This is a genomic window from Paenibacillus timonensis (genome assembly GCF_022427145.1).
Taxonomy (GTDB): Bacteria; Bacillota; Bacilli; order Paenibacillales; family Paenibacillaceae; genus Fontibacillus; species Fontibacillus timonensis.
The window spans coordinates 162,183-187,392 of the sequence record NZ_JAKSXN010000001.1 but is presented as its reverse complement, the minus strand read 5'-3'; the positions used below and the strand labels follow the sequence as shown (position 1 = coordinate 187,392).

Genomic DNA, 25,210 nt, shown 5'->3' with positions numbered 1-25,210 from the left:
TAAAGTGAGTTCAGTCCGGCAAATCGCGTTTGCGATATGCCGGGCTATTTTTTCGCTCATAGGCCTCTACCGTTTTAAGGAAACCCAGGATTTTCATAGGAAGCTCTGGCAAAAGTTAAGCAGAAAAATGCCATAATTTCGCAACTTTTCATGGCTTCTGGCGTCTAATATGTCGTCTGGTGATGTCGAAACGCAAGCAAAAACTCATCGGTCATCATGAGGCAAAAATTCTAGGATGGTAGGGGTGACGGATGAAGAAAAAAGGTTTGGCGGCGCTCATGTTCGCCTGGATGCTGCTGTTCGTGATGGCGCAAACAGGACATGCCGCGTCAGGCAGTACGAGTATTTATCTGGATGGGAAAGCGCTCGCTTTGCCCGAAAATGGACAAGTCCAAAATGTGAACGGAAATGTGATGATTCCAATTCGTGTCGTCGCGGAGGAGCTGGGTTTTGACGTCAACTATGAGAAAAAGACGCGCACGGTAACCATAAAGCAATCGGGTACAACGCTAATTCTCAATGTCAATAAAACAACTGCTTCCGTCAACGGCAGCGAAATCAAACTGACGATCGCGCCGAAGCTTGCCGAGGACACGACGCTCGTGCCGATGCGTTTCGTCGGGGAGCAGATGGGGTTGAAGGTGTCTTGGGACAATGCGGCGAAAGCGGCTTATCTGACGACGCCAAGCTCCGGCAGCGGCAGCGGGAGTGCCGGCAATGCCGGATCAGGCTCCGGCACGGGCACGGGCGAACAGCAACCGGGAACGGTTGTGCCGCCGGTGGATACCTCCAAGCTGGCCAAAGTAACCGGGATCGGGTTCAGCAATAACAGCTTGATGATTGCGGTCGATAATAACGTGACGCCAAATATTTTTACGATGAACGGCCCGGAACGGCTGGTGATCGATCTACCGCAAGCGCAATTTGCTGAAACGTTGGCTAATGGCGCACCGCTCGACGCAAACCAAAGCGGTTCTATCGAAGTGACGGATTATCCCGATGTATCCAAGGTCAGATACGCGTTGTTCAGCAGCAGCCCATCGACCGTACGGGTCGTACTGGATTTGAACTATAAGGTGAGTTACCAGCTCGTCAACGAAAACGACGGCTTGATCCTCGTTAATTTGAACATGGACCCGAGCCAGGGCGGAGCTTCCGGCGGCGACGGGAAGAAGACGGTCGTACTGGATGCCGGCCATGGAGGAAGCGATCCGGGCGCAATCAGCGTAACGAAGAAGAAGGAAAAGGACTTTAACCTGGCGGTAGTACTAAAGGTGCAGCAGCTCCTGCAGAACGACCCTAACATCAACCTGGTGTTAACGCGCGAAAGCGATACTTATCCGACATTGCCGGACCGAGTGAAAATCGCCGAAAACGTGAACGCGGATATCTTCATTTCCGTACACGCGAATTCCGGTTCCGCCTCGGCCAGCGGCGTGGAGACCTACTATACCCGCGCGGCCAGCCTGGATCTGGCTAAAGTCATGCATAGGCATCTGGTTGAAGCCTCCGGCTTGGCCGATCGCAAAGTCCGCACGCAGAGCCTGCACGTGACCCGGGAGACCACCATGCCGGCCGTGCTGCTGGAATGCGGGTACTTAAGCAACAAGAACGATGATGCGCTGTTGGCGACCGACGAGTACCGCAGTAAAGTCGCCCAAGGCATCGTAGACGGCATCAAAGAATACCTCGGCCTTCAGTGATTGCCGGGCGAAGGAGGAAGCAACCGTGAACAGAAAAAGCTATATTTTGGGAGTTTTGGTTCTTCTGCTCGCCTTGAGCAGCGGCTGTGGGCAGAAACCGCAGGCCGCTCCAAACGCCGGAGCAGGGAACGCCGAGGAAACTCAAGAGGACGTACAAGCGCCGAACGCGACAACGCCGCCGGATGCGGATTCGTCGCAGGGAGCTGGAGGGATGAACCAACCGCAGCTGAGTACGGAAAAGATCGAGACGTATTTTACCGACGATCAGATGCTGGAATTAACCCAAGTCAGCCGCGAGATCACTTATCAGGCGGAGGAAGACAAATATTTGGCAGCCTTAAAAACGCTGCAAACCCCGAGTGACGCCAAGCAGTTCTCGCTTTGGGGCAAAGCGGAATTTCGTTCCGCCGTTTTGAAGGACGGAACGGTCACCGTGGATTTGTCGCTGCCTGATGAAGCAAGACTTGGTGCGGGCGGGGAGGCGCTGGCGCTCGATGCCCTGAAAAACACTTTGTTCCAATTCGACGAGGTAAAGGCGATCGATTTGCTGGTCGACGGGACTCCCGTAGATACCTTGATGGGCCATGTCGAACTGACGCATCCGATGTCAAGAAATTAAGGAATCGGGGAGGAACTCCCCTGCCTGCCGTCGAATGGGTAGAGAGATCTTTTTGTAGAAAGGAAGAATTTGATGGCATCATATAAACGCACGTTTAGACGCAGTACCCAAAAAGCGGTTTCGGCCATGCTGGTCACGGCCCTCTGTTTGGGCGGTGCAACGGCGGCATTTGCCGAGGAAACGCCAAACGTAAGCACCTCGCAGAACGTTGCCGCTGTCTCTTTGTTCAGCGACGTACAAAGCGGATTTTGGGCGGAGAAGCATATTTACAAACTGGCGGCCGAAGGCATTTTGCTTGGCGATGCCGGCAAATTCCGGCCGGGGGATAACGTTACCCAGCAAGAAGCGATTACGATGGCCATCCGGTTCATGAATCTGGATTCACAATTGGGCAACGGTGCCGGTGCACCGGCAGACCTTAAAGTAGGCACTTATTTTAAACCTTATCTGGAGCTGGCGCTGTCCAAGAAATTGATTGACAAAAACGAAGAGATCGCGGCCACGAAGGAAGGCGAAGCTTGGGGCGAGAAGAAGGCTTCGCGGGAATGGGTCGCCAAAATTCTCGTGCGTTCCCTTGGGAAGGACGCTGAAGCCAAAGCCTCGGCCTCGATGTCGACCGGCTTTGCCGATCAATCGAGCATTACCGCTAACGCGCGTGGATATGTCAATGTCGCGGTTCAGCTAAACCTGACCAAAGGGGTGGAAGGCAACCGTTTTGATCCGCTTGGCAAAGTCACGCGGGCCCAAATCGCCACCTTCTTCAGCCGCGGCGGGGAATACGTAAATCCGGGTTATGCGAATGCCTACGAGGGGATCGTCACCCAGTTGACGGACGGCAAGTTGGCGTTGTATACGAACGGTCAGCTGAAGAGCTTTACGCTGGACAACCGTTCCGTCTATTTTACGAAGGATTCCGAAGCCAGAACGACGCAAAGCGCTTTGAAGCTCTATACCAAAGTTCTGGTGGTGGATAAGGTCGGCTCGGCCGCTTATGTGGAAGTAACCGATCCGAACCAGCAGCTGGAGAGCGTGGAAGGAACCCTGCTGCGGGTGCTGGCGAATAACCGTCTGCTTCTGCTCGTGAATAACGATTCGGTGACTTATACCTACGATGCTAATACCAGCTTCCTTGACCAAAACGGCAATGCCATCAAAGCAAGCGACCTTACGCCGGAAAGTACGGTGGTCGTACAGCGGGAAACGTATACGGCTGAGAAGAAGCCGGTTATCGTTCAAGTGAAATCTGCTTTGGTGGACAAAACAAGCAGCGGTACGGTATCGAAAGTGGATCTGACCGCGAAAACCGTAACGATCAAAGCCGCAAATGGGGCGGAAGAGACGTATAAATTCGATAACAACACGATTTTGCTGTACCAGAATCAACGACTTAATGCGATGGGCGAAGTGAATGAAGGAGCCTCCGTCACCTTTACCGTGAAGGACAGCGTCCTGACTTCGCTTGAAGTCACCCAAGCGACGGAACGTACGGTCACCGGCACCTTGTTGGATCTCGTAGGCGATACGCTGCTCAGCTACACAAATGCCGGCGGACGCGACGAAATCAAGCGGTTGGCGAAGAACGTTACCGTGCAAATCAACGGGATCGCGGACGCGAGCCTGGACGATCTGATCACCGACACTAAAGGCGGAGACAAGGTCGAAATGACCTTGAACCCCGACGACGAAGTGACGAAAATCGTTGTCACCGGGCGTCAATCCGAGCAGTTGGCCAACGCGACCGTCATCAATTATGACGCGAAAACCAAAGCTCTCACCGTCATGGATGCCGCTGAAAAACCGTATGTCTTCGTGATCGACGATAAAACGAAATACTCCTATAACACGACGGCGCCAACCTTGTCCGGCTTGGAAGCGTTGCTGTCCAAGGGACGCAAAGTCGATCTGACGATTGTAGGTTCGCGTGTGGTGAATGTTGACGTGACCTACAAATACGAAGGCACTTACGTTTCGGCGAATACCGCAACGAAGAAAATCACGATCCTGCTGGGCAACGGAAAAACCGTTGAACTCCCATATCAGGGGACAACGCCTTCGATCAGCCTCTATGGCAAAGCTGGCGCCACGCTGGCCGATATTAAAGCCGGGGACCCGGTAACCGCCATGCTGGCGGCGAACCAGGATGCCGTGCAAACGTTGGCGGTGAAGACTTCCATCCAGTTCGAAATCGCTTCGGTGAATACGTCGAACAGCCGCATTCGGGCGACGGCAGGCGGCGTTTCCACCGAGTTCTATGTCGATCAGGCCGTATTGCTCGGCGAAAACGGCGGAGCGATCAAGGTCAGCGACCTCAAGGCTGGACAAACGATCAACGTCACGTTCAACGGACAGACGGCCGTATCGTTGCAAGTCGTGAAGCTGACGTTGGGCAAAGTTCAAAGCGTCAACGGTACGACGTTGACGGTGAAGTCTTTTGCCGGCAATGTAGAAACCTATTCCTTGGCTAGCGGCGTAAAAGTCCAACGCGGTACCGAGGTGAGCACCAGCACGACATCCGTGACGACCAACGATCATGTCGAAGTTCGCAAGGACACGAACGGGGCGGTCGTCATCAAAGTGTTAACCCCGCAGGAACGCAAGTTTTCCCGTTATGACGGGGTAAGTAAAGAAATTATCGTGCTCCGCGCCTCGTTAAATGATACGAATTACCGCTTTGCGGTAACGGCGGACACGTTTATTCACCAAGGCGACACGACATTATCCGTGCAATCGCTGAAGGAAAATGATAAAATTGTTTTGTATTTCAACGGAGACAAGCTGGTTGAAATCGAAAAGCAATAATCATTTTTCGTGAGATCAACCGTCTTGATGCGGGATGTTTCCGGATCAAGGCGGTTTTTTCGCGGATAAATCCGAGCTGCCAGCCGGGCCTCCAGGAAAGGGGTGGAGACATGAACGCGGCTGATGTCCGCCATATTTTAGACACCATCGGTGCCATGTTTCCGGATGCGCGCTGCGAGTTAAACCACGAGAACGCCTTTGAGCTTACGATTGCCGTACTCCTGTCCGCGCAGTGCACCGACGCAACCGTCAATAAAGTCACGGCCGATTTGTTCCGGAAGTATAAAAGGCCCGAGGATTATGTTTCGGTTCCGATCGAGGAGCTGGAGCAGGATATCCGCAAAATCGGCTTATTCCGCAGCAAAGCGAAGCACATTCAAAATCTGTGCCATATTTTGCTGGAGCGTTATGGCGGTGAGGTGCCGCGGGAACACGAGCGACTGGTCGAACTTCCCGGGGTTGGGCGAAAGACGGCTAACGTCGTGGTATCCAACGCTTTTGACGTTCCGGCCATCGCCGTCGATACGCATGTGGAGCGCGTCAGCAAACGGTTGGGTTTGGCCGGATGGAATGACTCCGTGCTTGAAGTGGAGAAGAAGCTGATGAAGCGGGTTCCCCGGGACGAGTGGACGTTAACGCACCATCGCTTGATCTTTTTCGGAAGGTACCACTGCAAGGCGCAAAACCCGAAATGCGAAGTCTGCCCGTTGCTTGACGTATGCAGGGAAGGCAAGAAACGTATGAAAACGCCGCAAAACAGAAAAAATAAGAAAAATGCGGCAAAGAAAGATAACGAATAGGTGAGGATGAGAGACCCCATGAGATGCATTTCTGTGTATACCGATAACTTTGAGCAGTTCTCGGACGTATTTGAGCAAGTCATCGATTTGAAATTGGGCGAAAACGACGAACGTGAAGTCGAAGGCTTGGTTGTCAGCGATTCCGGCGAAGTGCCAGAGCATTATTTGGAACGGATGTCCGTGAAACCTGAAGTCGTCGTGATGAAGGACAAAACGAGAGGCATCACGATTCTGCAGCATGGCAAGGTATTTGAAATCCTGCTTCCGACGGAAACGGCGGAAGTCGTCGGTTAAAGCGGGGGGAAATCCCTTCATTGCAAAACCAAATGAAATCCCCTCCGATGAATCGTGCAGAAATGCACGACTCACCGGAGGGGATTTTTTGCGTTGGTTGATTGAGAATGCAAAATGTAAACGAATCCATGTTACTAATATGTTATTAAAACTGACGTTAATTATGGCTCATTTGTTAACTGACCCGAAAAAAGCTGAAATTAGATGACATGTTAATTGACGTTACATTTACACAAACCTATGATTAAGATAAATTTTTACAGTTTATTCAAAGAAAGCAGGCCTGTAGCTTTGGTAAGCTGACATCACCGTAGCTGAAAGAAAGGGGAGAAGCGTATGAACTTGGCTAGCGAAGCCGCCTGTCCAACCGTAAGCGGAGATATCACCAAACATCCGTGTTACAGCGAGGAAGCGCACCGCTATTTTGCGCGGATGCATGTTCCGGTGGCTCCGGCTTGCAACATCCAATGCCATTATTGCAATCGGAAATTCGACTGCGCCAACGAGAGCCGTCCCGGCGTGGTCAGCGAACTGCTATCCCCGGAGGAAGCGACCCGAAAGGTGGAGGGCGTGGCGGCCCAACTCCTTCAGTTATCCGTCGTCGGCATCGCCGGTCCGGGCGATCCTCTCGCCAATGCCGGACAGACGTTCCGCACGTTCCGCGGGGTTCGGGGAGCCGTACCTGATGTCACGCTTTGCTTGAGCACCAACGGCCTGACTCTGATGAAGCATATCGGGGAAATCGTGGAGCTGGGCATCGCGCATGTCACGATTACGATCAACGCGGTGGATCCGGATATCGGCAGCCAAATTTATGGATGGGTGTACGATGAAGAAGAAAACCGCAAATACGAGGGGAGGGAAGCGGCAAGTCTGTTGATTTCGCGGCAGCTGATGGGACTGAAGGCGTTGAGCGACAAAGGCGTGCTGGTCAAGGTGAATTCCGTACTGATCCCGGGCGTCAACGACGGGCATCTGGCGGTTGTCTCGCGGACGGTGAAGGAATTGGGCGCATTCATGCATAACATTATGCCGCTGATCATCGCGCCCGGCAGCCGTTACGAGCAGGAAGGGCGACTGGCGCCGACTCCCCGGCTGTTGCATGCTGTGCAAGCGGCTTGCGGGGAGGAAGGCTCACGGATTATGCGGCATTGCCGGCAGTGCCGAGCGGATGCGATCGGGTTGCTGGGGGAAGATCGTAGCGAAGATTTCACCCGGGAGAAGCTGGATTCCGCTCCCATGCTTGATTTGGAAGCGCGCCGGCAAATGCAAAGTGATCTGGAGGAGAAGGTCAGGCAATTGGAGGGGCGCAAAGCGGCCCGGATTGCCGCAGGGAAAATGGCGAAGACGGCCGACTGTGCTTGTGCGAGCGCCGAGACACCACCTGATGAAGTAAGCGGCGCGGGTTACCGGCTGCGTGTGGCGGTCGCCTCCCGCGGAGAGGGCCGGGTGAACCTGCATTTCGGCCATGCCAAAGAATTTATGGTGTATGAAACCGACGGCGAAATTGTATCCTTCCTCGGCATTCGCAAGGTGCAGGCCTATTGCCAAGGGCGGGCCAACTGCAACGGGGACAAGGCGGCCACGCTGCGGGAAATCATTGCCGGCTTAAGCGATTGTTCCGCGCTATTCTCCGCCGGCATCGGCAAAGTGCCGGAAGCCAAGCTGAGGGCGGCGGGGATCATTCCGGTGGTCAAACCCGGTGCCGTCGAGGAGTTGCTCCTGGAGCATGCCAAATACGAACGTTATCTGCTTTCGCCGTTACCCGGAGAGACGGGCCGCCAGCGGGCGGGCTCGTAAGCCAAAGCGAAGGTTAGCCAATATCTAATTCACAAAAAATGGAGGTATTATCGATGAGACAAATCGCGTTTTACGGAAAAGGCGGTATCGGAAAATCCACGACTTCGCAGAATACGCTGGCTCAACTGGCCAAAAAGTTCAATCAAAAAATCATGATCGTCGGCTGCGATCCCAAGGCGGACTCTACCCGGCTCATCCTCAACACAAAGGCGCAGCAAACCGTGCTGCATTTGGCCGCAGAGAGGGGATCCGTCGAGGATTTAGAGCTGGCGGACGTGGTTCAGGAAGGATTCGGCGGCATCCAATGCGTGGAATGCGGCGGTCCGGAACCGGGCGTTGGATGCGCGGGTCGCGGCATCATAACAGCCATTAACTTTCTGGAGGAAGAGGGCGCGTATGAGGGACTGGATTTCGTATCGTACGACGTGTTGGGCGACGTTGTTTGCGGCGGTTTCGCCATGCCGATCCGCGAGAAAAAAGCGGAGGAAATCTACATCGTGTGTTCCGGTGAAATGATGGCGATGTACGCGGCCAACAACATTGCCCGCGGGATTTTGAAATATGCCAACAGCGGCGGGGTTCGGCTCGGCGGTTTGATCTGCAACAGCCGAAACACGGACCGCGAGGATGAGCTCATCACCGAGCTGGCCCGCCGCTTGAATACGCAAATGATTCATTTCGTCCCGCGGGACAACGTCGTCCAGCATGCCGAGCTTCGGCGCATGACCGTTACCCAATACAACGCGGCCCATGCCCAAGCCACGGAATATGAGCGGTTGGCCGAGAAAATCCTGCATAACGATATGTTGACGATTCCGACGCCGATCAGCATGGAGGAGCTGGAGGATCTGCTCATGGAGTTCGGGGTTATCGAAAACGAAGAAACCGCCTCCGCCCCTATGAAAGCCGCGCTGTAAAGCGCGGCGGGGTAAGCGGATAACGCAGTCGGCAAGGTGCTTTATCAAATAGAAAACGGGGAGCGGGAGGTTGGAGAATGGGAACGACGGACGTGATCCAAAACAGGCAACACGTCGAGGAGATGCTGGACATCTTCCCGGAAAAAGCCAAAAAAGAGCGCAAACGGCACTATGAGGTTATGGAAGAGGACTACAAGCAGGATTGCGGGAAATGCGCGATCAAATCCAACGTCAAGTCGCGTCCGGGCGTGATGACGATCCGCGGCTGCGCCTATGCCGGCTCCAAAGGTGTGGTTTGGGGGCCGATCAAGGATATGGTTCACATCAGCCACGGTCCGATCGGTTGCGGCCAATACAGTTGGGGGACGAGACGGAATTACGCGAACGGCCTGCTCGGGATCGACAATTTTACGGCAATGCAGGTGACCAGCGATTTTCAGGAAACGGACATCGTGTTCGGCGGAGACAAAAAGCTGGAGGTCATTTGCCGCGAGATCAAGGAAATGTTTCCTTTGGCGAAAGGGATTACGATTCAGTCGGAGTGCCCGGTCGGCCTGATCGGCGACGATATCGAGGCGGTCGCCAAGAAGATGAGCAAGGAGCTCGGCATCCCGATCGTGCCGGTTCGCTGCGAGGGCTTCAGAGGCGTCAGCCAGTCGCTGGGCCACCATATCGCCAACGACGCCATCCGCGATTTTCTCATGGGCCGGGCGGAACTCAAGGAATGCGGCCCTTACGACGTCAACATCATCGGCGATTACAACATCGGCGGCGATGCCTGGGCCTCGCGGATCCTGCTTGAGGAAATGGGGCTGCGGGTCATCGGGCAGTGGTCCGGCGACGGCACGCTCCAGGAAATCATGACCGCGCATAAAGCCAAGCTGAATTTGATCCACTGTTTCCGCTCCATGAACTATATGTGTGAAGTGATGGAACGGGAGTACGGCATCCCGTCCATGGAATACAACTTTTTCGGGCCGACCAAAACGATCGAAAGCCTGCGGGCTATCGCCGCCTGCTTCGACGAAACGATCCAGGCCAACTGCGAGAACGTAATCGCCCGCTACCAAGGGGATATGGAGAAGATCATCGCCAAATACCGTCCCCGGCTGGAAGGGAAAAAGGTGATGCTGCTGATCGGCGGCCTGCGGGCCCGTCATACGATCGGCGCTTACGAGGACTTGGGCATGGAGATCGTGGCCACCGGTTACGAGTTCGCCCATAAGGACGACTATTTTAAAACGATACCCGAGCTGCGCCAAGCGACGATCCTGATGGACGACCCCGGGGCTTACGAGCTGGAGGAGCTGGCGCAGCGGCTGAATATCGATTTGATGGGGGCCGGGGTCAAAGAGAAATACGTCTACCACAAAATGGGCATCCCGTTCCGGCAAATGCACTCCTGGGATTACAGCGGGCCCTACCACGGTTTCGACGGGTTTAAGGTGTTTGCCCGCGACATGGATATGGCCGTCAACAGCCCGGTATGGAATCTGGTTAAAACGCCGTGGCGGGAGGAGGTGACGGCATGAGCAAAAACGGAACGATTTTGGATCATAACAAGCTGTTCGAGGATGACAAATACGTCTGGCAGCGGGAGCGAAAACGGGAGTTCGAAAACGCATGCCCGGAGGAAGAGGTACTGCAAACCGCGGCGTATACCCGGTCCAGGGAGTATTTGGACAAAAACTTCGAGCGGCAAGCGGTCGTCGTCAATCCGGCCAAGGCCTGCCAACCGCTCGGGGCGGTGATGGCGGCGCTGGGGTTCGAGAAGACGCTGCCGTTTATCCACGGCTCGCAGGGGTGCGCCGCTTATTTCCGCAGCCATTTCGCCCGGCATTTCAAGGAACCCGTGCCTGCGGTCTCCTCGTCGATGACCGAGGACGGGGCGGTATTCGGCGGCATGCGCAATCTGATCGACGGACTGGAAACGAGCATCGCCCTTTACAAGCCGGCCATGATCGCCATGAGTACCACCTGCATGGCCGAAGTTATCGGCGACGACTTGTCGGCCTTTATCGGAAACGCCCGCAAGGAGGGCGTCCTGCCGGAAGGCATGCCGATTCCATTCGCCAATACGCCAAGTTTCTCCGGCTCCCATATTACCGGCTACGACAATATGCTGAAGGCGATTCTCGGCTATTTATACGAACGCTCCGATGAGCGGAGCATAGCGGCCGCAGGCGGGAAGCAACTGAACGTATTGCTCGGATTTGAGCCCTATACGGGCAATTTTGCCGAACTGAAACGCCTATTGGAGCTGTTTGGCGCGGAGTACACCGTGCTCGGGGACCATAGCGAAAACTTCGACTCCGGCGCGGACGGGTCGTACGCCTACTATTACGGCGGCACCCGGCTGGCCGACGTGCCGACGGCGGCGAAGGCGAAGGGATCGCTGGCGCTGCAAAAATACAGCTTGCGCAAAACGATCGCCTACATGGAGGAAGCTTGGGGGCAAAGGATACAGGCGATGCACACGCCGCTAGGCATCGGGGCCACCGACCGGCTGCTTGAAGCGATCGCCGGGCTGACGGGCAAACCGATTCCGCAGAGCCTATTGGCGGAGCGGGCGCGGACCGTCGATGCGTTGACCGATTCCCATAATTACCTGCACGGCAAACGGGTGGCGATGGCCGGCGACCCCGACCTGCTGCTCGGCTTGATCGGCTTCTGCCTGGAGCTCGGCATGGAGCCGGTCCACATCGTCTGCTCGAACGGAGATTCGGAATTTGAGCAGGAGGCGCGGCTGCTGCTGGACGCGAGTCCTTACGGGGCCGAAGCGAAGGTGCATGTCGGCCGCGATCTTTGGCATATGCGCTCCCTGCTGTTCAATGAGCCGGTGGATCTTGCCGTCGGCAGCAGCCATTTGAAATATGCCGCGAAGGAAGCCGGGGTGCCTTTGCTGCGGATAGGTTTTCCAATTTTTGACCGGCATCACCTGCAGCGTTATCCGGTCATCGGCTATCAAGGAGCGCTGAACTTGCTTACGATGTTCGTCAATACGGTGTTGGAGCAGCTCGACGGGCAGGCTCCGGCCCATAGCTTTGACCTTGTGCGTTAATCGTACAGGGTCAAACGGTTATACGACGGGAATAGCGACTTCGGAAAGCGGGAGGGATCAGAACGGATGGAAGCGATCAGAATAACGGGTTATGCAGGAGCTCAGGAATCCTGCGGCAAGGAGGCACCGCAAAGCAAACCCTGCCCGCGGCCGAAACCGGGCGCCGCTGCGGGGGGCTGTTCGTTCGACGGCGCGCAAATCGCGCTGCTGCCGATCGCGGACGCGGCCCATCTGGTTCACGGTCCCGGCGCATGCGCGGGAAACAGCTGGGAAACGAGGGGCAGCCTGTCGAGCGGTCCCCGGCTGGCGTCGTACGGCTTTACGACCGATTTGAGCGAGCAGGACATTATTTTCGGCGGGGAAAAAAAGCTGCGCGAAGCGCTCGAATATATCGCGAAGCGGTTTTCGCCCCCGGCGATCTTCGTCTATGCCACCTGCGTCTCGGCGCTTACGGGCGAGGATATCGATGCGGTCTGCAAACGGGCGACCGAGGAGCTCGGTTTGGCGTGCGTGCCCGTCAATAGCCCGGGGTTCGTCGGCAGCAAGAACCTGGGCACCCGCCTAGCCGGGGAGGCGCTGTTTCAACATGTGATCGGGACGGTGGAACCGGCCGATGTCTCGGATTCCGCGGTAAATCTGATCGGCGAATACAATATCGCCGGCGAGCTTTGGGATATCGAAAAGCTGCTGAATCAGGCGGGCATACGCCTTCACGCCAAAATCACCGGAGATGGCCGGTTTCATGAAATTGCCGGAGCTCACCGGGCTAAAGCCAATATGATCGTATGCAGCCGCGCGTTGCTGGGTCTCGGCGTCAAAATGGAGCGAAAATACGGCATTCCCTATTTTGAAGGTTCTTTTTACGGAGCCAAGGAAACGAGCTATTCCCTGCGGCAGTTGGCGTATCTGCTGAATCAACGGGAGGTGGAGCGCCGCGTCGATCGCCTGGTGGAGCATGAAGAGACGCGGGTGCAACGCGATTTGGCCCCCTATCGCACAAAGCTTAAAGGCAAGCGGGCCGTGCTGTACACCGGCGGCGTCAAAAGCTGGTCGGTCATCTCGGCGCTTCAAGAGCTCGGAATCAAAGTCGTCGGCGTCGGCACGAACAAAAGCACGGCCGGCGATATCGCCCGGATTGCCGAAAGAGTCGGAGAGGATGCGGCGTACATCGCCGAAGGGGGGGGCGGGCGCATTTTGAAGACGGTGCGCGAGCGCAAAGCCGACATGGTCATCGCCGGCGGCCGCAACATGTATATGGCGCTTAAGGAGCAGATCCCGTTCGTGGACATCAATCAGGAGCGGCATACCGCGTACGCGGGGTACGACGGGTTGATCCGGCTGGCCGAACAGCTGGCGAACGCGCTGGAGCATCCGGTGTGGGACTTGGTCCGCTCGCCCGCTCCCTGGGAGAGGGGGGCGTCGTCATGACCGTCAAGAAGATGTCCAAACCGCTGGACTGCAATCCGCTGAAGATCAGCCAGCCGCTCGGCGGGGTGCTGGCGCTGCAGGGAATCTACCGCTCGATGCCGATCATTCACGGGGCGCAGGGCTGCGCGTCGTTCGCCAAGACGCTGCTGACCCGGCATTACCGCGAGCCGGTGGCAGTACAAACGACTGCGCTGCAGGAAATGGACGTCATTTTCGATGCCGACCGAAACCTGGAGGAAGCGTTGGAAGCGGTGCTCGAGCAGCATCGTCCGGATTGCATCGGGGTCGTCAGCACCGCGCTGACGGAAGCGTCGGGAACCGACTACGCCGGCAAAGTGAAAAAGTTCAAACGCGACCGAAACCCGAAGGATACGCTGTTGGTGGCCTGCTCGCTTCCCGACTATCGCGGTTCCCTGGAATCGGGGTTCAGCGCGATGGTCGAAACGGTCATCGACGGTCTGCTGGAGCAGACGGGACGCCGGGTCCAAAAACCGGTCAAACGCCAAATCAATCTGCTTCCCGGGTCGTTTCTGACCGCCGGAGATGTGATGGAGCTCAAAGAAATCATCGGCTCCTTCGGCTTTGACGTTATCGCCCTTCCGGATCTGTCCACCTCGTTGTCCGGGCATTTACTGACGGGGTTCACGCCTTTGGCCCGCGGCGGGGTGCCGCTGGATGCGGCCCGGCAAATGCTGCGCTCCGAATTCACCATCGCGGTCGGCTCAAGCATGGAGCGCCCGGCACGCCGGCTGCATAACGGAGCGGGGATTCCGTATCGCGTATTCAATGGCATCACGGGACTCAAGGCCAGCGACGCGTTTTTTTACTTTCTGCAGGAACTCAGCCGGGAGCCCGTTCCCGTCCGTTATCGCTGGCAGCGGGAAAATTTGCTTGACGCCATGCTCGACGCCCACTTTTATTATGCGGGGGTGACGGCGGTGGTCGCCCTGGAGCCGGATCATCTGCGTTCGTCCGTAGCCTGGCTGGAGGAGATGGGCGTGGAGTTTAACGCCCTGGTCGTATCCTATGATGCGCCGTGCCTGAGAGACGCCGATCGGGACATCTGGATCGGCGATTTCGAGGATGCCGAACGGCTGGCGCAAGGCGCCAAGCTCTGGATCAGCAATTCCCACGGCAAAAGCGGCGCCGCGCGCTGCGCGGCCGCGTTTATGGCGGCGGGGTTTCCGATCGTTGACGAGCTGGGAGCGTACACGTCCCTAACGGTCGGATACCGGGGAACGATGGAACTGATCTATAAGGCGGGCAACCGGCTAATCCAAAGGGAGGAGAACCGCCATGCGAGTAGCGTTCGCCACGAATGACGGGCGGCTTGTGAACGCCCATTTCGGGCATAGCCCGATGTTTTCCGTCTATGAAGTACGGCCGGGATCCGCCGTTTTCTTGGAGGATCGCAGCGTACCGGCGCAGATCGCGCAAGACGAGCTCGGCAAAATCGACACGCGGATCGCCCTGATCGAGGATTGCACGCTCGTGTTTTTGGTGCAAATCGGGGCCTCCGCGGCGGCGCGCGTCACCCGGCGGAAAATGATGCCGGTCAAGGTGGCGCCGGGCGTTAGTATCGAAGATCAGGTCGGAAAGCTGCTGGAACTGCTGCGCGGCAAACCGCCGATGTGGCTGAGCAAGGTGCTGCTGGCCGAGGAGGAAGCCGGGAACGGCGGGAACCCTTTGAACGCGAAGGAGGGATAACGATGGAAGAACCGTTAGACGAAGTTAACGAATCGGACCGGCGGCTGCTGCGGACGTTCAATCAATCCCTGTGCGGCCTGATCGACGCTTATGACGCGTTTGGCAGAGGCGCCGGACTTCATCCCGCGGAGAAGATCGAACGGATGTTGCTGTTTTCGCCGGAGGAGAAGCGGGCATCAGGTCAGGATTGCGCGCCCAGCCTCAAGCTGCGCCGGCAGGTCGAGCAAGTATTTCAGGCCATGGCGGTGACGTTGGAGGCCGAGACCCGCTGTCTCGTGCAAAGCATGGTGGAAATGAATGCGGAAGGATTCGGCAGGGCGATCGTCTCCAGCGGCCGGCTCATTCTGGTCTCGACGACGCTGAGGGCGGGGCTGCGCTTCCCGTTTGCCTCCCGGGCCAAGCTGGAGCGGTTTGCGTTAACCTGCTTGAAGGAAGCGCTTGGATGGCTGACGCGTCATCGGGATCTCGCCTCAAGCGGTTAACCGGATCGCGCGAAAGGGAGAGAGGGAGGGGACGAAGGCATGGCGAAAATAACCGCACAGACGGCGTTACCCGGACTTAACGGCTTCCTCGCCGCGGGAACGGAGGAGTCTCTCCGGTACGAACGCCAGCACAAACTGCTTGGAACGGCGGGCCAGCGAAAACTCAAAGAAGCGACCGTGCTGGTGGCGGGCATCGGCGGACTTGGCGGGACGGCCGCGCTCTACTTGGCCGCGGCCGGCATCGGCCGCCTGATTCTGGCGCATGAAGGCATTATCCGGGAGCCGGACCTGAACCGGCAAATTCTGATGGACGCCGGTTGCGTGGGTAAGGAACGGATTGCGACCGCGGTGCGAAACCTGAAGCGCATCAATCCGGACGTCGCCATCGAAGGGCACAATGCCAAAATTACGGCGGAGAGCGAGCCGTGGGTGAGGCGCGCGGATCTCGTGATCGACGCGCGTTACGATTTTCCCGAACGGTACGAGCTGAACCGGCTGTGCGTCGCGAATGGCAAACCGCTGGTCGAAGCGGCCATGTACGGTTTTGAGGTATCGTTGACGATGATCGTTCCCGGGTTAACCCCTTGCCTCGCTTGTTTATATCCGGAGCGCGAGCAGGAGTGGGAGCCGTTTGGGTTTCCGGTGCTAGGCGCCACCTCCGGCTTGGCCGGCTGCTTGGCCGCGATGGAGGCGGTGAAGTGGATCACCGGAGTAGGCCGGCCGCTAATCCATCGTATGCTGCGGATCAACACGTTGGATATGAGCCAATATGCCGTGTCGCTGCGCCGAAATCCGGATTGTGCTTGCTGTAAAGGAATGTAGGGGGAGGAAGTGATCCGATGGACTTGTTGCGGATTTGCGATACGACGCTGCGGGACGGGGAGCAGGCGGCCGGCGTCGCTTTTACGGCGGAAGAGAAGCTGGAAATCGCCAAAAGCCTGGCCGCTTGCGGCGTCGAGCAGGCTGAAGCGGGAATTCCCGCGATGGGAGAAGAGGAGCGCGAGACGATCCGCCGGATCGTCTCGCTGGGGCTTCCGATCCGGTGGATCGCCTGGAACCGGGCACGCCGCTCGGATATTGACGCTTCGCTTTCGGCCGACGTCGATTGGGCGCATATTGCGCTGCCCGTATCGTCCATTCAGATGAAGGCCAAGCTGGGCGCCGGTCCGTCCGAGGTTATGGAGCTGGGGAAGGCGGCGGCGGGTTATGCCCTGGAGAAGGGACTTGATGTTTCGATCGGGTTTGAGGACGCCTCGCGCGCTGATCTTTCGTTTTTGCACGAGCTGATTGACGCCTTCCGCCGGGAGGGAATCGGCCGCTTTCGTTATGCCGATACCTTGTCGGTCCATCATCCCGGGGACTTGCATGCGCGGATTTCAGAGCTGCTTGCCGGCTGCCCGCCGGATATCGAGCTGGAGATCCATTGCCACAACGATTTTGGGTTAGCAACGGCAAATACGCTCGCCGCCATACAGGCCGGAGCCAAATGGGCCAGCACGACCGTGCTCGGCATCGGCGAACGGGCGGGCAATGCGCCTTTGGAGGAAGTGGTGATGGCCTGGAAGCATCTCTACAACGGGACGTGCGCGGTACGCACCGAGAGGATGAAGCCGCTGGCGGAGCTTGTGGCCCGGGCCGCCGGAAGGGAGATTTCGGAAACCCGGCCGCTGCTCGGCAGGCTGGCGTTTGCCCACGAATCCGGGGTCCATGTCGACGGCCTGCTTAAAGATCGCCGCACGTATCAAACGTTTGATCCGGCGTTGCTGGGAATGAACCATGAGATTCTGCTCGGCAAACATTCCGGCCGCAGTTCGGTGCGTCAGGCATTGCTGAAGGAAGGCTTTGAAGTAAGCGAAGGGATTATCCCGTCGCTGCTGAAGCGGCTGCGGCAGACGGCGGGTGAGCGCAAGCAACCGGTAGCCGGCTCAGAGCTCAAGCAATGGGCGATCGAAGAACAGACGCAGCAGCGTTAAGCACGAAACAATAGCGTAGAAAAAAACTCCCCGTCAAGCGATCGGCCTGGCGGGGAGTTTTGGGTTTAGCCGCTTTTCAGGCGGGAAGAGATCAACAGCAAACCGAAGGAGAGCAGGATGGTGCAGCCCGTCAGCGCCCAAGCCAGCGGCAGGTTTCCGGCGTCGACGGCAAAATAGATCGCGGTCGGAATCGTTTGCGTCCGGCCGGGGATGTTGCCGGCGATCATCATGGTCGCTCCAAATTCGCCGAGCGCACGGGCGAACCCGAGAATAAACGCCGCTTGCAGCGAACGGGCGGCGAGGGGCAACACGATGTAGGCGAGCACCTGCCATTCGCCGGCTCCTTGCGAGCGTGCAGCGTCCTTCAGCTCTTGATCCACCGCCTGGAAGCCCGACTTCAGCGTTTGATAGATCAGCGGGAAGCTGACGACGGCTGCGGCAACCACCGCGCCGAGCGGTTGGAACACGAAGCTCAAGTGCAACAGGGCGTCCGCGGCTCGTCCGATCCAGCCGTTCTTGCCCAGTACTACGAGCAAAATAAAACCAACAACGCTAGGCGGCAGAACAAGTGGAAGAAGAAAGGCGGTTTCCACCAGCGTTTTCCCGTAGAAGGAGGCGGAGGACATGCGCCATGCCGCGATCAGGCCTGCCGCAAAAGCGATGACGGTGGCGGCGATGGACACTTCCAGCGACAATACGACCGGCTCCCAAAAGGACTCCGGAATCCCAAGTGCATTCATAAGCGTTTACTCCGCTGGGGTGAACCCATATTTGCTGAATACCTGGCGAGCTGGGTCGCTTAGCAAGAAGTCATAGAAAGCCTTGGCTTCGTCGGGATGGCTGCTGTCCTTGAGCACCCCGATCGGGTATTCAATCGGGTCATGGCTTTCGGCCTCCGCGCTTAGGGCCACCTTCACCTTGTCCGAAAGGGCAGCATCGGTTTTGTAAACGAACCCGGCGTCGACGTTGCCGGTTTCTACGTAGGATAACACCTGTTTGACGTCCTTCGTCAGGACAAGCCGGGATTGCAAGGGATCCCAAAGCTGATGGTAAGTAAGGGCTTGCTGCGCGTATTTCCCAGCCGGAACGGACTCGGGTGTGCCAATGGCGATATCGCCGAGGTTGATCAAATCTTCCATGGTTTGTACCTCTACGGAACCGTCTTTGGGAACGATCAGAACCAGCTCATTGGTCAACAGGTTGGCCGTCAGGCTGTCGTTCATGAAGCCTTTGTCGACCAAAACGTCCATTTGCTTGGTCCCGGCGGATAGGAACAAGTCAGCCGGAGCGCCTTGTTCGATTTGCTGCTGGAGCGTACCGGACGCGGCGTAGTTAAAAATAAGCTTCACCTGGCTGTGCTCGGCTTCGTATACCGTCTTAAGTTCATTGAGGCTCTCGGTTAAGCTGGCAGCGGCAGAAACGAGCAGTTCGACCTCTTTGGCAGGTTCGGTATCTTTCTCCGCCCTCGCCGAAGTGCTGTTCGTCCCTTGACTTCCATCGGCATGGACCGAGGTTGCATTGTTGGATGATGCAGGGTTGCCGCCGCATCCGGCGGATAAGACTAAAATGAAAACGGTGAGCGCCGCCATAAAGGGGAGCTTCCAATGTTTCAGCATGGTTGATCCTCCCTGGATATATCTAATTATAACTAGATTATACGAAACATAACGATTTGCAAAGGTGGTTGGGGAGATTCCATTGAAAAAAGGGGAAATCCCCGTTAAGATGAGTCTAGTTGCATGAACTCTGGTGAAACGGATGAAGGAGTAAGCTATGACCGAACCGATCTCTTATACGGCCGAGGAAATCGCCAAGCTATTGAAGGTGTCCAAGTTAACCGTCTACGACCTGATCAAAAAAGGGGAGCTTCCCGCTTACCGGGTCGGCAAACAGATGCGGGTGGATTCTACCGACCTGGAAGCTTATAAGCAAAAAGCGAAAGGCGGAGCCGCAGCTTCCGCTACCGCCGGAATGCCGGCATTTCAGGTTCCCTATTCCGTGCCGTCCCGCCCGGATGCTGATGGCGGAGAAACGCGGGACGGCGCAAGGACGTTGGTCATTACTGGGCAGGATCCGGGGCTCGACCTGTTGGCCAAAGCTTTGGAATCGAAAGGCCGGACGTACCGGCCGCTGCGTTCCTTTGCCAGCAGTATGGACAGTTTGGTGGCGATGTATAGCGGCTCCGCAGATATCGTTAGCACTCACCTCTACGACGGAGATACCGGGGAATACAATTTGCCGTATATCCGCAAACTGTTTATCTCTCTTCCTTATTTAGTGTTGAATTTTGCGGTGCGCAGGGCCGGATTTTACGTCAAGCAGGGCAATCCGCTGGGGATCCGATCCTGGGAGGATCTGGCCCGGTCCGGAATTCGGTTAATTAACCGTGAAAAAGGCTCGGGCGCCCGGGTGCTGCTGGATGAACAGCTGCGCAAGCACGGGATCTCGCCGGCTTCCATCAACGGGTACATCCAGGAGGAAACCTCGCATATGGGGCTTGGTGGCCGGATTGTCCTGGGGCAGGCGGACGTAGGCATCGGCAGTGAACGGCCGGCCCGGATTGCCGGACTTGATTTTGTACCGCTCACTCTCGAGCGGGTGGATCTGGTCGTACTTAACAAGCCGGAAAACCGCGAGTGGATCGCCAAGCTGCGTGAGGCGCTGGAATCGACCGAGCTGCGCGGGGTGCTATCGTCGTTGGGCGATTATGATCTGTCGCTCACCGGCCAGGTGCTGGCGGATCGGGAGGCCGGATTGTATTAAATAAGGGATAAGGCATTGTAACCATTCGATAGGAAAGGGGGCATTCGCGATGAAGCAAAATAAATATGATGAACCGGCGTTTTTCGCCGAATACGAAAAAATGCCAAGATCGGTGCACGGATTGAAGGCGGCGGGAGAATGGCATGTCTTCAAAACGCTGCTACCCGAGCTACGGGGGAAAAAGGTGCTTGATCTCGGCTGCGGCTTCGGGTGGCATTGTCGATATGCCCGCGAGCAGCAGGCGGATCAGGTGGTTGGGGTCGACATCTCCGAGAAGATGCTGCGGAAAGCCCGGGAATGGACGGACGATCCCGCGATCACGTACATCAACAGCCCCATCGAAGATCTCGATGTTCCAGGCGGCGGGTTCGACGTGGTGATCAGCTCACTGGCTCTCCATTATATCGAATCATTTGCCGCCGTTTGCCATAAAGTGTCCCGCTGCCTTGCGGCGAACGGAGCGTTTGTGTTTTCCGTAGAGCATCCGATCTTTACGTCCCTCGGCGAACAGGATTGGCATTATGACGAGAGCGGGCGGCCCCTGCATTGGCCGGTGGACGATTACCAAGCCGAAGGGCGGCGGGAAACGTCGTTTTTGACCGACGGCGTGATCAAATATCACCGGACGTTTTCGACTTACCTTAACGACCTGATCGCTGCAGGATTTCGCATCAAGGCAGTGAAGGAGCCCGGCCCCTCCGAGGAAATGCTGCGGAACGTCCCGGGCATGCAGGATGAGCTCCGCCGTCCGATGTTCTTGCTGATTTCGGCGGAGAAAGGGATTTAGCATTGCCGCCATAGATTACAACCGAACCGCCTCTTCGAGGCGTTTTTTTTTGGGGTTGCCTTGGATTGCGCGGGAAAACCCTCTGGGGAGCGTTTCCAAGCGAACAGGGAAATGTTAAAATGTGAATAATCAAAATGAAAATGAAACTTGATTTCGCAGCGTGGAAAACGGAGGGGCTTAGATGGATCGGACGATGACGGAAACGGAGCACACCTTACAGGAACGCCTGCATCGGCTGCGGGACCTGCTGGATGGGGAAGGAGACCTCGCCGCGGCGGCGGAACTGCGGGAGGTTGGCGATAAGCTGGGGAGGCGGGAATTGGTTGCGGCGTTCTGCGGCCATTTTTCGGCGGGAAAATCGAGTTTGATCAACGCGTTAAGCGGGAAGGCGGTGATGCCGGCCAGCCCGCTTCCCACCAGCGCCAATGTGGTGCTCATTCGGGAAGGGGAGCCGCGAGCGCTGTTGACGCCGGCCGATCCGGCCAAAACCAAGGTGGAAGTGCCGGTGGAGCAGGTCGCGGCGTATTGCCGCAACGGCGAGGAGTACGCCCGCGTTGAGTTATGGGACCGGGTGGAGCTGCCGCCCCGCGGCGGGGTTCTGCTGGATACGCCGGGGGTCGACTCCAATGACGCCGGCCATGCGATGGCCACGCATTCCGCGTTGCACCTGGCGGACGTCGTTTTTTACGTGATGGATTATAACCACGTTTCTTCGGAGACGAATTTAAGCTTTGCCAAATCGCTTAGCGATTACGGGAAACCGGTATACATGGTCGTGAATCAAATCGATAAGCACCGGGAAGAGGAGCTGGCCTTCGAGGATTATCAAGCGTCGGTTAGCCAAGCGTTCAGGGCATGGAATATTGCGGCTCAGGGGATTTTTTACATCTCTTTGAAGCGGGACGATGCTCCCGGGAATATGCTGCCTCAACTGAAGGAGGTGATCCGTGTCCTGTTTGATCGGGGAGACGGATTATTGGAATACGGCGCTTACGCCTCGGCGGCCCAGTCGGTTGAAGGATATTTGGCCCGGGCGGCCGAAGCGGAACAAGCTCGTCGCGAGCAGCTTGAGGCGGAGGTCGGCGGCGAAACGGATGTAACGGCGCTGGAGGAAGAGTTGAGGCAGCTGGAGTCGGCTGATTCGTCGGGGGATCAGGCCTGGGAATCGCGGAGGCAGGAATGGCTGCGACGCATCGGCAGCTTGCTGGAGACGGCCCAGTTGATGACGCCGCCGCTGCGGGAGCTTGCCGGTCGATTCTTGGAAAGCCGGGCGCCGGGCTTTAAGGCGAAAGGCTGGTTCACCGGCGGGAAGACGGAGGCGGAAAAGCTGGGGCGTCAAAGTGAATTTCTGCAAGCCCTGGGAGAGCAGGTGCAAGCGCAGCTGGACTGGCATGTGCGCCAAGAGCTGCGGACGATCGGCCAGGAGCTGGAGCTCTGGGGCGAGGACTGGGAACGGCAGCTCGACGAGTGGATGCCGAAGCCGGCGGAGGCTTGGATTACGGAGCCGCTTCCGGGCGGAGCGATGCTGTCCGGCGAGTCGACGCTGCACTACGCGGCGGCGGTGGGCGCCGGCATCGTCGCGCGCTACCGCCGGGCGGCCGCGGGCGTGATCGACGCGCTGCTCGCCGCGCCGTCGCCGCGCCGCGCCGCCGAGGCTGCGGCGGCGCTCGCCCGGCGCGCCGAGCTGGCGGCGCGCCTGCCCGCGGCCCGCGCCCTGGCGCAGCTGGACGCGGCCGCCGAAGCGCGAGCGGCGCGCTGTGCCGCGCTGCTGGGCGCGCCCGTGCCCCTCACCCCCGGCCTGCTGCCGGGGGTGAGGGCGGGGATGGCCGCGCCGCGCGCAACTGGCCGCGGCGCGGGAGCGCCTGCGGCGGCGGCGAAGGCGGCTGCGAGTACCACCGCTGCCGCACCGCCGCCGCAGGCTGAGGCCGCCGGGGGCCATGCCCCGGCGGCAACGGCGCCCGCGCCTGCGGCGCCGCCGGCCGCCCCGGCGCGCGGGCGCGCGCTCGCCGCTGCCGCGCGCCTGACGGCCGCGGCCGAGCGGCTGGCTCCCCACCCGGCTTTCGGCACCGGGGTGCGGGAGCTGACCCGGCGCGCCGCCGAGCTGCGCGGCGGCGTCTTCACCGTGGCGCTGTTCGGGGCATTCAGCGCCGGAAAATCTTCCTTCGCCAGCGCATTGCTGGGCGAAGCTGTGCTGCCCGTGTCGCCGCATCCGACCACCGCGGCGATCATCCGCGTGATGGCGCCGGCCGGCGGCCAGCGCCATAACACGGCGGCCGTCAAATTCAAGAGCGCCGAAGCGATCCGCGAAGACCTGTCCTATTCTTTCCAAGCCCTCGGCTTGGGAGCGTGGTCGGAAACGGCTTGGCTGGAGGCGGTACGGCGCTTGAAACCCGAAGACATTCCGGCGGCAGGCCGTGCCCATTACAGCTTCCTGAAAGCGGCGGAAGCCGGATGGGCAGCGTCAGCCGAGCGGCTCGGACAGGTGGAGATCGTGGAAGTGGAGCAGTTCCGCGGCTATGCCGCAAACGAAACGAAAGCCTGCTTCGTGGCTGAAATCGATTTTTACTACCGCTGTCCGTTGACCGAACAAGGCATCGTTCTGGTGGACACCCCGGGGGCGGATTCGATCCATGCCCGACATACGGGGGTCACGTTCCAATATATGAAGGACTCTGATGCGATCATTTTCGTGACGTATTACAATCACGCGTTTTCGCGCGCCGACAAGCAGCTGTTAAGCCAGCTGGGGCGGATGAAGGGCAGCTTCGCCCTCGACAAAATGTTCTTCGTCGTGAACGCCGCCGATCTCGCCGCCTCGGAGGAAGAGCTAGGTTCCGTCGTGGAGCATGTGCGGGACGGCCTTCGCTCGGCCGGCATCCAGCAGCCGAACGTGTTTGCGGTATCCAGCCTACGGGCCATGGCGGCCGGGCGGGAGAACGCCGCGGACGACCCGGGATTCTTCCTCTTCCGCCAGCGCTTCTCGGCTTTCCTGGAGCAGGATCTGGGAAACCTGGCCGTCTCGTCCGCTGCCGAGATGATGAAGCAGATGCAAGATCGGTTGTTCAAATGGACGGAGGCCGCCGGACAAAACGCGGAAAATGCGGAGCAGATGCTCGCCGCCTTGCGCGGACGCCGGGATATTTTTGAGCGGGCCGTTGCCGAGTTTGTCCAGGTTGATGTCGGCCGGGAGTGGAGTCAGGAGAACGCCGAGCTGTTGTTCCACGTCGTGCAGCGAGTACGGTTGCAGGCGCTGGAGCTGTTCGCCGAATTTTTCCACCCATCTCTGCTGCAGGAGCATAACGGTCCGCTCAAACGAAATTTTACCGTCGCGATGCGCGGCTGGCTAGATCAAATTTCAGGCGAATTGGAGCGCGAGCTGCTCGCCACCACGCTGCGCCTGGAACGGAAAGCGGAGGCGCTGCTTCGCCGCGAGGCGGAGGCTTGGTGCCGCCGGCATGAGGCGGCCCTGGATATGCCGCTTAGCTATGCGAAAGGGGATACGGGCTGGAACACGCCGGCAATCCCCGAGGGTTTGCTGGACGCCGGAACGCTGGCACCGGAGACGTATTGGTCTTACTTCAAAAATCCGAAAGCTTTTTTTGAGGGAGGCGGCCGCATGGTACTGCGTGCTAAGCTTGAGGAACCCTTGCTCGCCAAGCTGAAGGAAATCGTCGAAGGGATGGAGACGTTTTTCCGGGAGCATTATGAACGTGAAATCGCGTTTCGCAAGGAGCAAACCGCCGAAACGTTCCGCGGGCTGTGGGCGGAATGGGAGCAGAGCATCCAGGACTCCAAAGCCTCTCCGGAGGAGCTGGCGCACTGGAAGGGCATCCTCGGCCAAATCGGGCGGGATGTGGAGGAAATGGAAGCATTTTATGAAAAATAAGCCGGTTTGACCTGCGATAGAGGCCTAATATTCCAAATTTAAGGGATATTAGGCTTTTCTTCGCTTTGCCGCGGGAAAATCCTGATGATAAACTGCAAGGAGCTAAAGCCATGAAAGCGCATGCTTTCAGGCGGTGACAGGTTTCGCGGCGTTCAGACAGCTCCTCGTTGTATCGCAGCCAATACGTCCGG

Annotated in this window: 20 protein-coding genes; 18 read left to right on the top strand and 2 right to left on the bottom strand. The window is 58.0% G+C overall.

Features of this window, described 5'->3' with window-relative positions; all coding sequences use genetic code 11:
* The first annotated feature begins 251 nt into the window (after window positions 1–251).
* The 15 genes from MJ257_RS00885 to MJ257_RS00815 all read left to right on the top strand — a co-directional run bounded on the left by MJ257_RS00885 (window position 252) and on the right by MJ257_RS00815 (window position 17,583).
* Entirely contained in the window at window positions 252–1,703 is a 1,452-nt protein-coding gene (locus MJ257_RS00885; RefSeq protein WP_240267500.1) for an N-acetylmuramoyl-L-alanine amidase family protein, read from the top strand.
* 25 nt (window positions 1,704–1,728) lie between these two features.
* Window positions 1,729–2,322, top strand: coding sequence for a GerMN domain-containing protein (locus MJ257_RS00880; RefSeq protein ID WP_178022598.1), 594 nt, complete (start codon window positions 1,729–1,731; stop codon window positions 2,320–2,322).
* Between the two features lie 72 nt (window positions 2,323–2,394).
* The gene (locus tag MJ257_RS00875) at window positions 2,395–5,121 is read left to right on the top strand and encodes an S-layer homology domain-containing protein (RefSeq protein WP_240267499.1); all 2,727 of its coding nucleotides are present in this window, start codon (window positions 2,395–2,397) and stop codon (window positions 5,119–5,121) included.
* A gap of 110 nt (window positions 5,122–5,231) precedes the next feature.
* Window positions 5,232–5,921: an endonuclease III gene (nth, locus tag MJ257_RS00870; RefSeq protein ID WP_178022596.1), complete on the top strand. Its 690-nt coding sequence runs from the start codon at window positions 5,232–5,234 to the stop codon at window positions 5,919–5,921.
* Window positions 5,922–5,939: 18 nt separating this feature from the next.
* On the top strand, window positions 5,940–6,215 hold the full coding sequence (locus MJ257_RS00865; RefSeq protein WP_178022595.1) for an NAD/NADP transhydrogenase alpha subunit: 276 nt from the start codon (window positions 5,940–5,942) through the stop codon (window positions 6,213–6,215).
* A 336-nt stretch (window positions 6,216–6,551) separates the two neighbouring features.
* Window positions 6,552–8,015, top strand: a complete 1,464-nt coding sequence (gene nifB / locus MJ257_RS00860; RefSeq protein ID WP_240267498.1) for a nitrogenase cofactor biosynthesis protein NifB — start codon at window positions 6,552–6,554, stop codon at window positions 8,013–8,015.
* Window positions 8,016–8,068: 53 nt separating this feature from the next.
* Complete coding sequence (nifH, locus tag MJ257_RS00855; RefSeq protein WP_240267497.1) at window positions 8,069–8,932, top strand: nitrogenase iron protein; 864 nt, start codon at window positions 8,069–8,071, stop codon at window positions 8,930–8,932.
* Window positions 8,933–9,009: 77 nt separating this feature from the next.
* Window positions 9,010–10,464, top strand: coding sequence for a nitrogenase molybdenum-iron protein alpha chain (nifD, locus tag MJ257_RS00850; protein ID WP_240267496.1), 1,455 nt, complete (start codon window positions 9,010–9,012; stop codon window positions 10,462–10,464).
* A complete protein-coding gene (gene nifK, locus MJ257_RS00845) occupies window positions 10,461–11,993 on the top strand; it encodes a nitrogenase molybdenum-iron protein subunit beta (RefSeq protein ID WP_240267495.1) in 1,533 nt (510 codons plus the stop codon). Before nifD ends, nifK begins: the two co-directional genes overlap by 4 nt.
* A gap of 66 nt (window positions 11,994–12,059) precedes the next feature.
* Window positions 12,060–13,421, top strand: coding sequence for a nitrogenase iron-molybdenum cofactor biosynthesis protein NifE (gene nifE, locus MJ257_RS00840; RefSeq protein ID WP_240267494.1), 1,362 nt, complete (start codon window positions 12,060–12,062; stop codon window positions 13,419–13,421).
* Window positions 13,418–14,743, top strand: a complete 1,326-nt coding sequence (gene nifN / locus MJ257_RS00835; protein ID WP_178022589.1) for a nitrogenase iron-molybdenum cofactor biosynthesis protein NifN — start codon at window positions 13,418–13,420, stop codon at window positions 14,741–14,743. Before nifE ends, nifN begins: the two co-directional genes overlap by 4 nt.
* Window positions 14,718–15,128 (top strand): NifB/NifX family molybdenum-iron cluster-binding protein, encoded by a 411-nt coding sequence (locus MJ257_RS00830; RefSeq protein ID WP_240267493.1) that lies wholly within the window; start codon window positions 14,718–14,720, stop codon window positions 15,126–15,128. Before nifN ends, MJ257_RS00830 begins: the two co-directional genes overlap by 26 nt.
* Window positions 15,129–15,130: 2 nt before the next feature.
* Window positions 15,131–15,610 carry a DUF269 domain-containing protein gene (locus tag MJ257_RS00825; RefSeq protein WP_240267492.1) on the top strand — a complete coding sequence of 160 codons (480 nt, stop codon included), beginning with the start codon at window positions 15,131–15,133 and terminating at the stop codon, window positions 15,608–15,610.
* A 39-nt stretch (window positions 15,611–15,649) separates the two neighbouring features.
* Window positions 15,650–16,432, top strand: coding sequence for a HesA/MoeB/ThiF family protein (locus MJ257_RS00820; RefSeq protein ID WP_240267491.1), 783 nt, complete (start codon window positions 15,650–15,652; stop codon window positions 16,430–16,432).
* 17 nt (window positions 16,433–16,449) lie between these two features.
* A complete protein-coding gene (locus MJ257_RS00815; RefSeq protein WP_240267490.1) occupies window positions 16,450–17,583 on the top strand; it encodes a hydroxymethylglutaryl-CoA lyase-like TIM-barrel protein in 1,134 nt (377 codons plus the stop codon).
* A 65-nt stretch (window positions 17,584–17,648) separates the two neighbouring features.
* Here MJ257_RS00815 and modB read toward each other — a convergent pair whose 3' ends face one another.
* On the bottom strand, window positions 17,649–18,323 hold the full coding sequence (modB, locus tag MJ257_RS00810) for a molybdate ABC transporter permease subunit (protein ID WP_178022584.1): 675 nt from the start codon (window positions 18,321–18,323) through the stop codon (window positions 17,649–17,651).
* Window positions 18,324–18,329: 6 nt separating this feature from the next.
* Window positions 18,330–19,199 carry a molybdate ABC transporter substrate-binding protein gene (gene modA / locus MJ257_RS00805; protein ID WP_240267489.1) on the bottom strand — a complete coding sequence of 290 codons (870 nt, stop codon included), beginning with the start codon at window positions 19,197–19,199 and terminating at the stop codon, window positions 18,330–18,332.
* A gap of 157 nt (window positions 19,200–19,356) precedes the next feature.
* Between modA and MJ257_RS00800 the strand changes: the two genes are divergently transcribed.
* The 3 genes from MJ257_RS00800 to MJ257_RS00790 all read left to right on the top strand — a co-directional run bounded on the left by MJ257_RS00800 (window position 19,357) and on the right by MJ257_RS00790 (window position 25,019).
* Complete coding sequence (locus MJ257_RS00800; RefSeq protein WP_240267488.1) at window positions 19,357–20,346, top strand: substrate-binding domain-containing protein; 990 nt, start codon at window positions 19,357–19,359, stop codon at window positions 20,344–20,346.
* Window positions 20,347–20,395: 49 nt separating this feature from the next.
* The gene (locus MJ257_RS00795) at window positions 20,396–21,133 is read left to right on the top strand and encodes a class I SAM-dependent methyltransferase (RefSeq protein ID WP_240267487.1); all 738 of its coding nucleotides are present in this window, start codon (window positions 20,396–20,398) and stop codon (window positions 21,131–21,133) included.
* A 181-nt stretch (window positions 21,134–21,314) separates the two neighbouring features.
* Window positions 21,315–25,019: a dynamin family protein gene (locus MJ257_RS00790; RefSeq protein WP_240267486.1), complete on the top strand. Its 3,705-nt coding sequence runs from the start codon at window positions 21,315–21,317 to the stop codon at window positions 25,017–25,019.
* The last annotated feature ends 191 nt before the right edge of the window (window positions 25,020–25,210 follow it).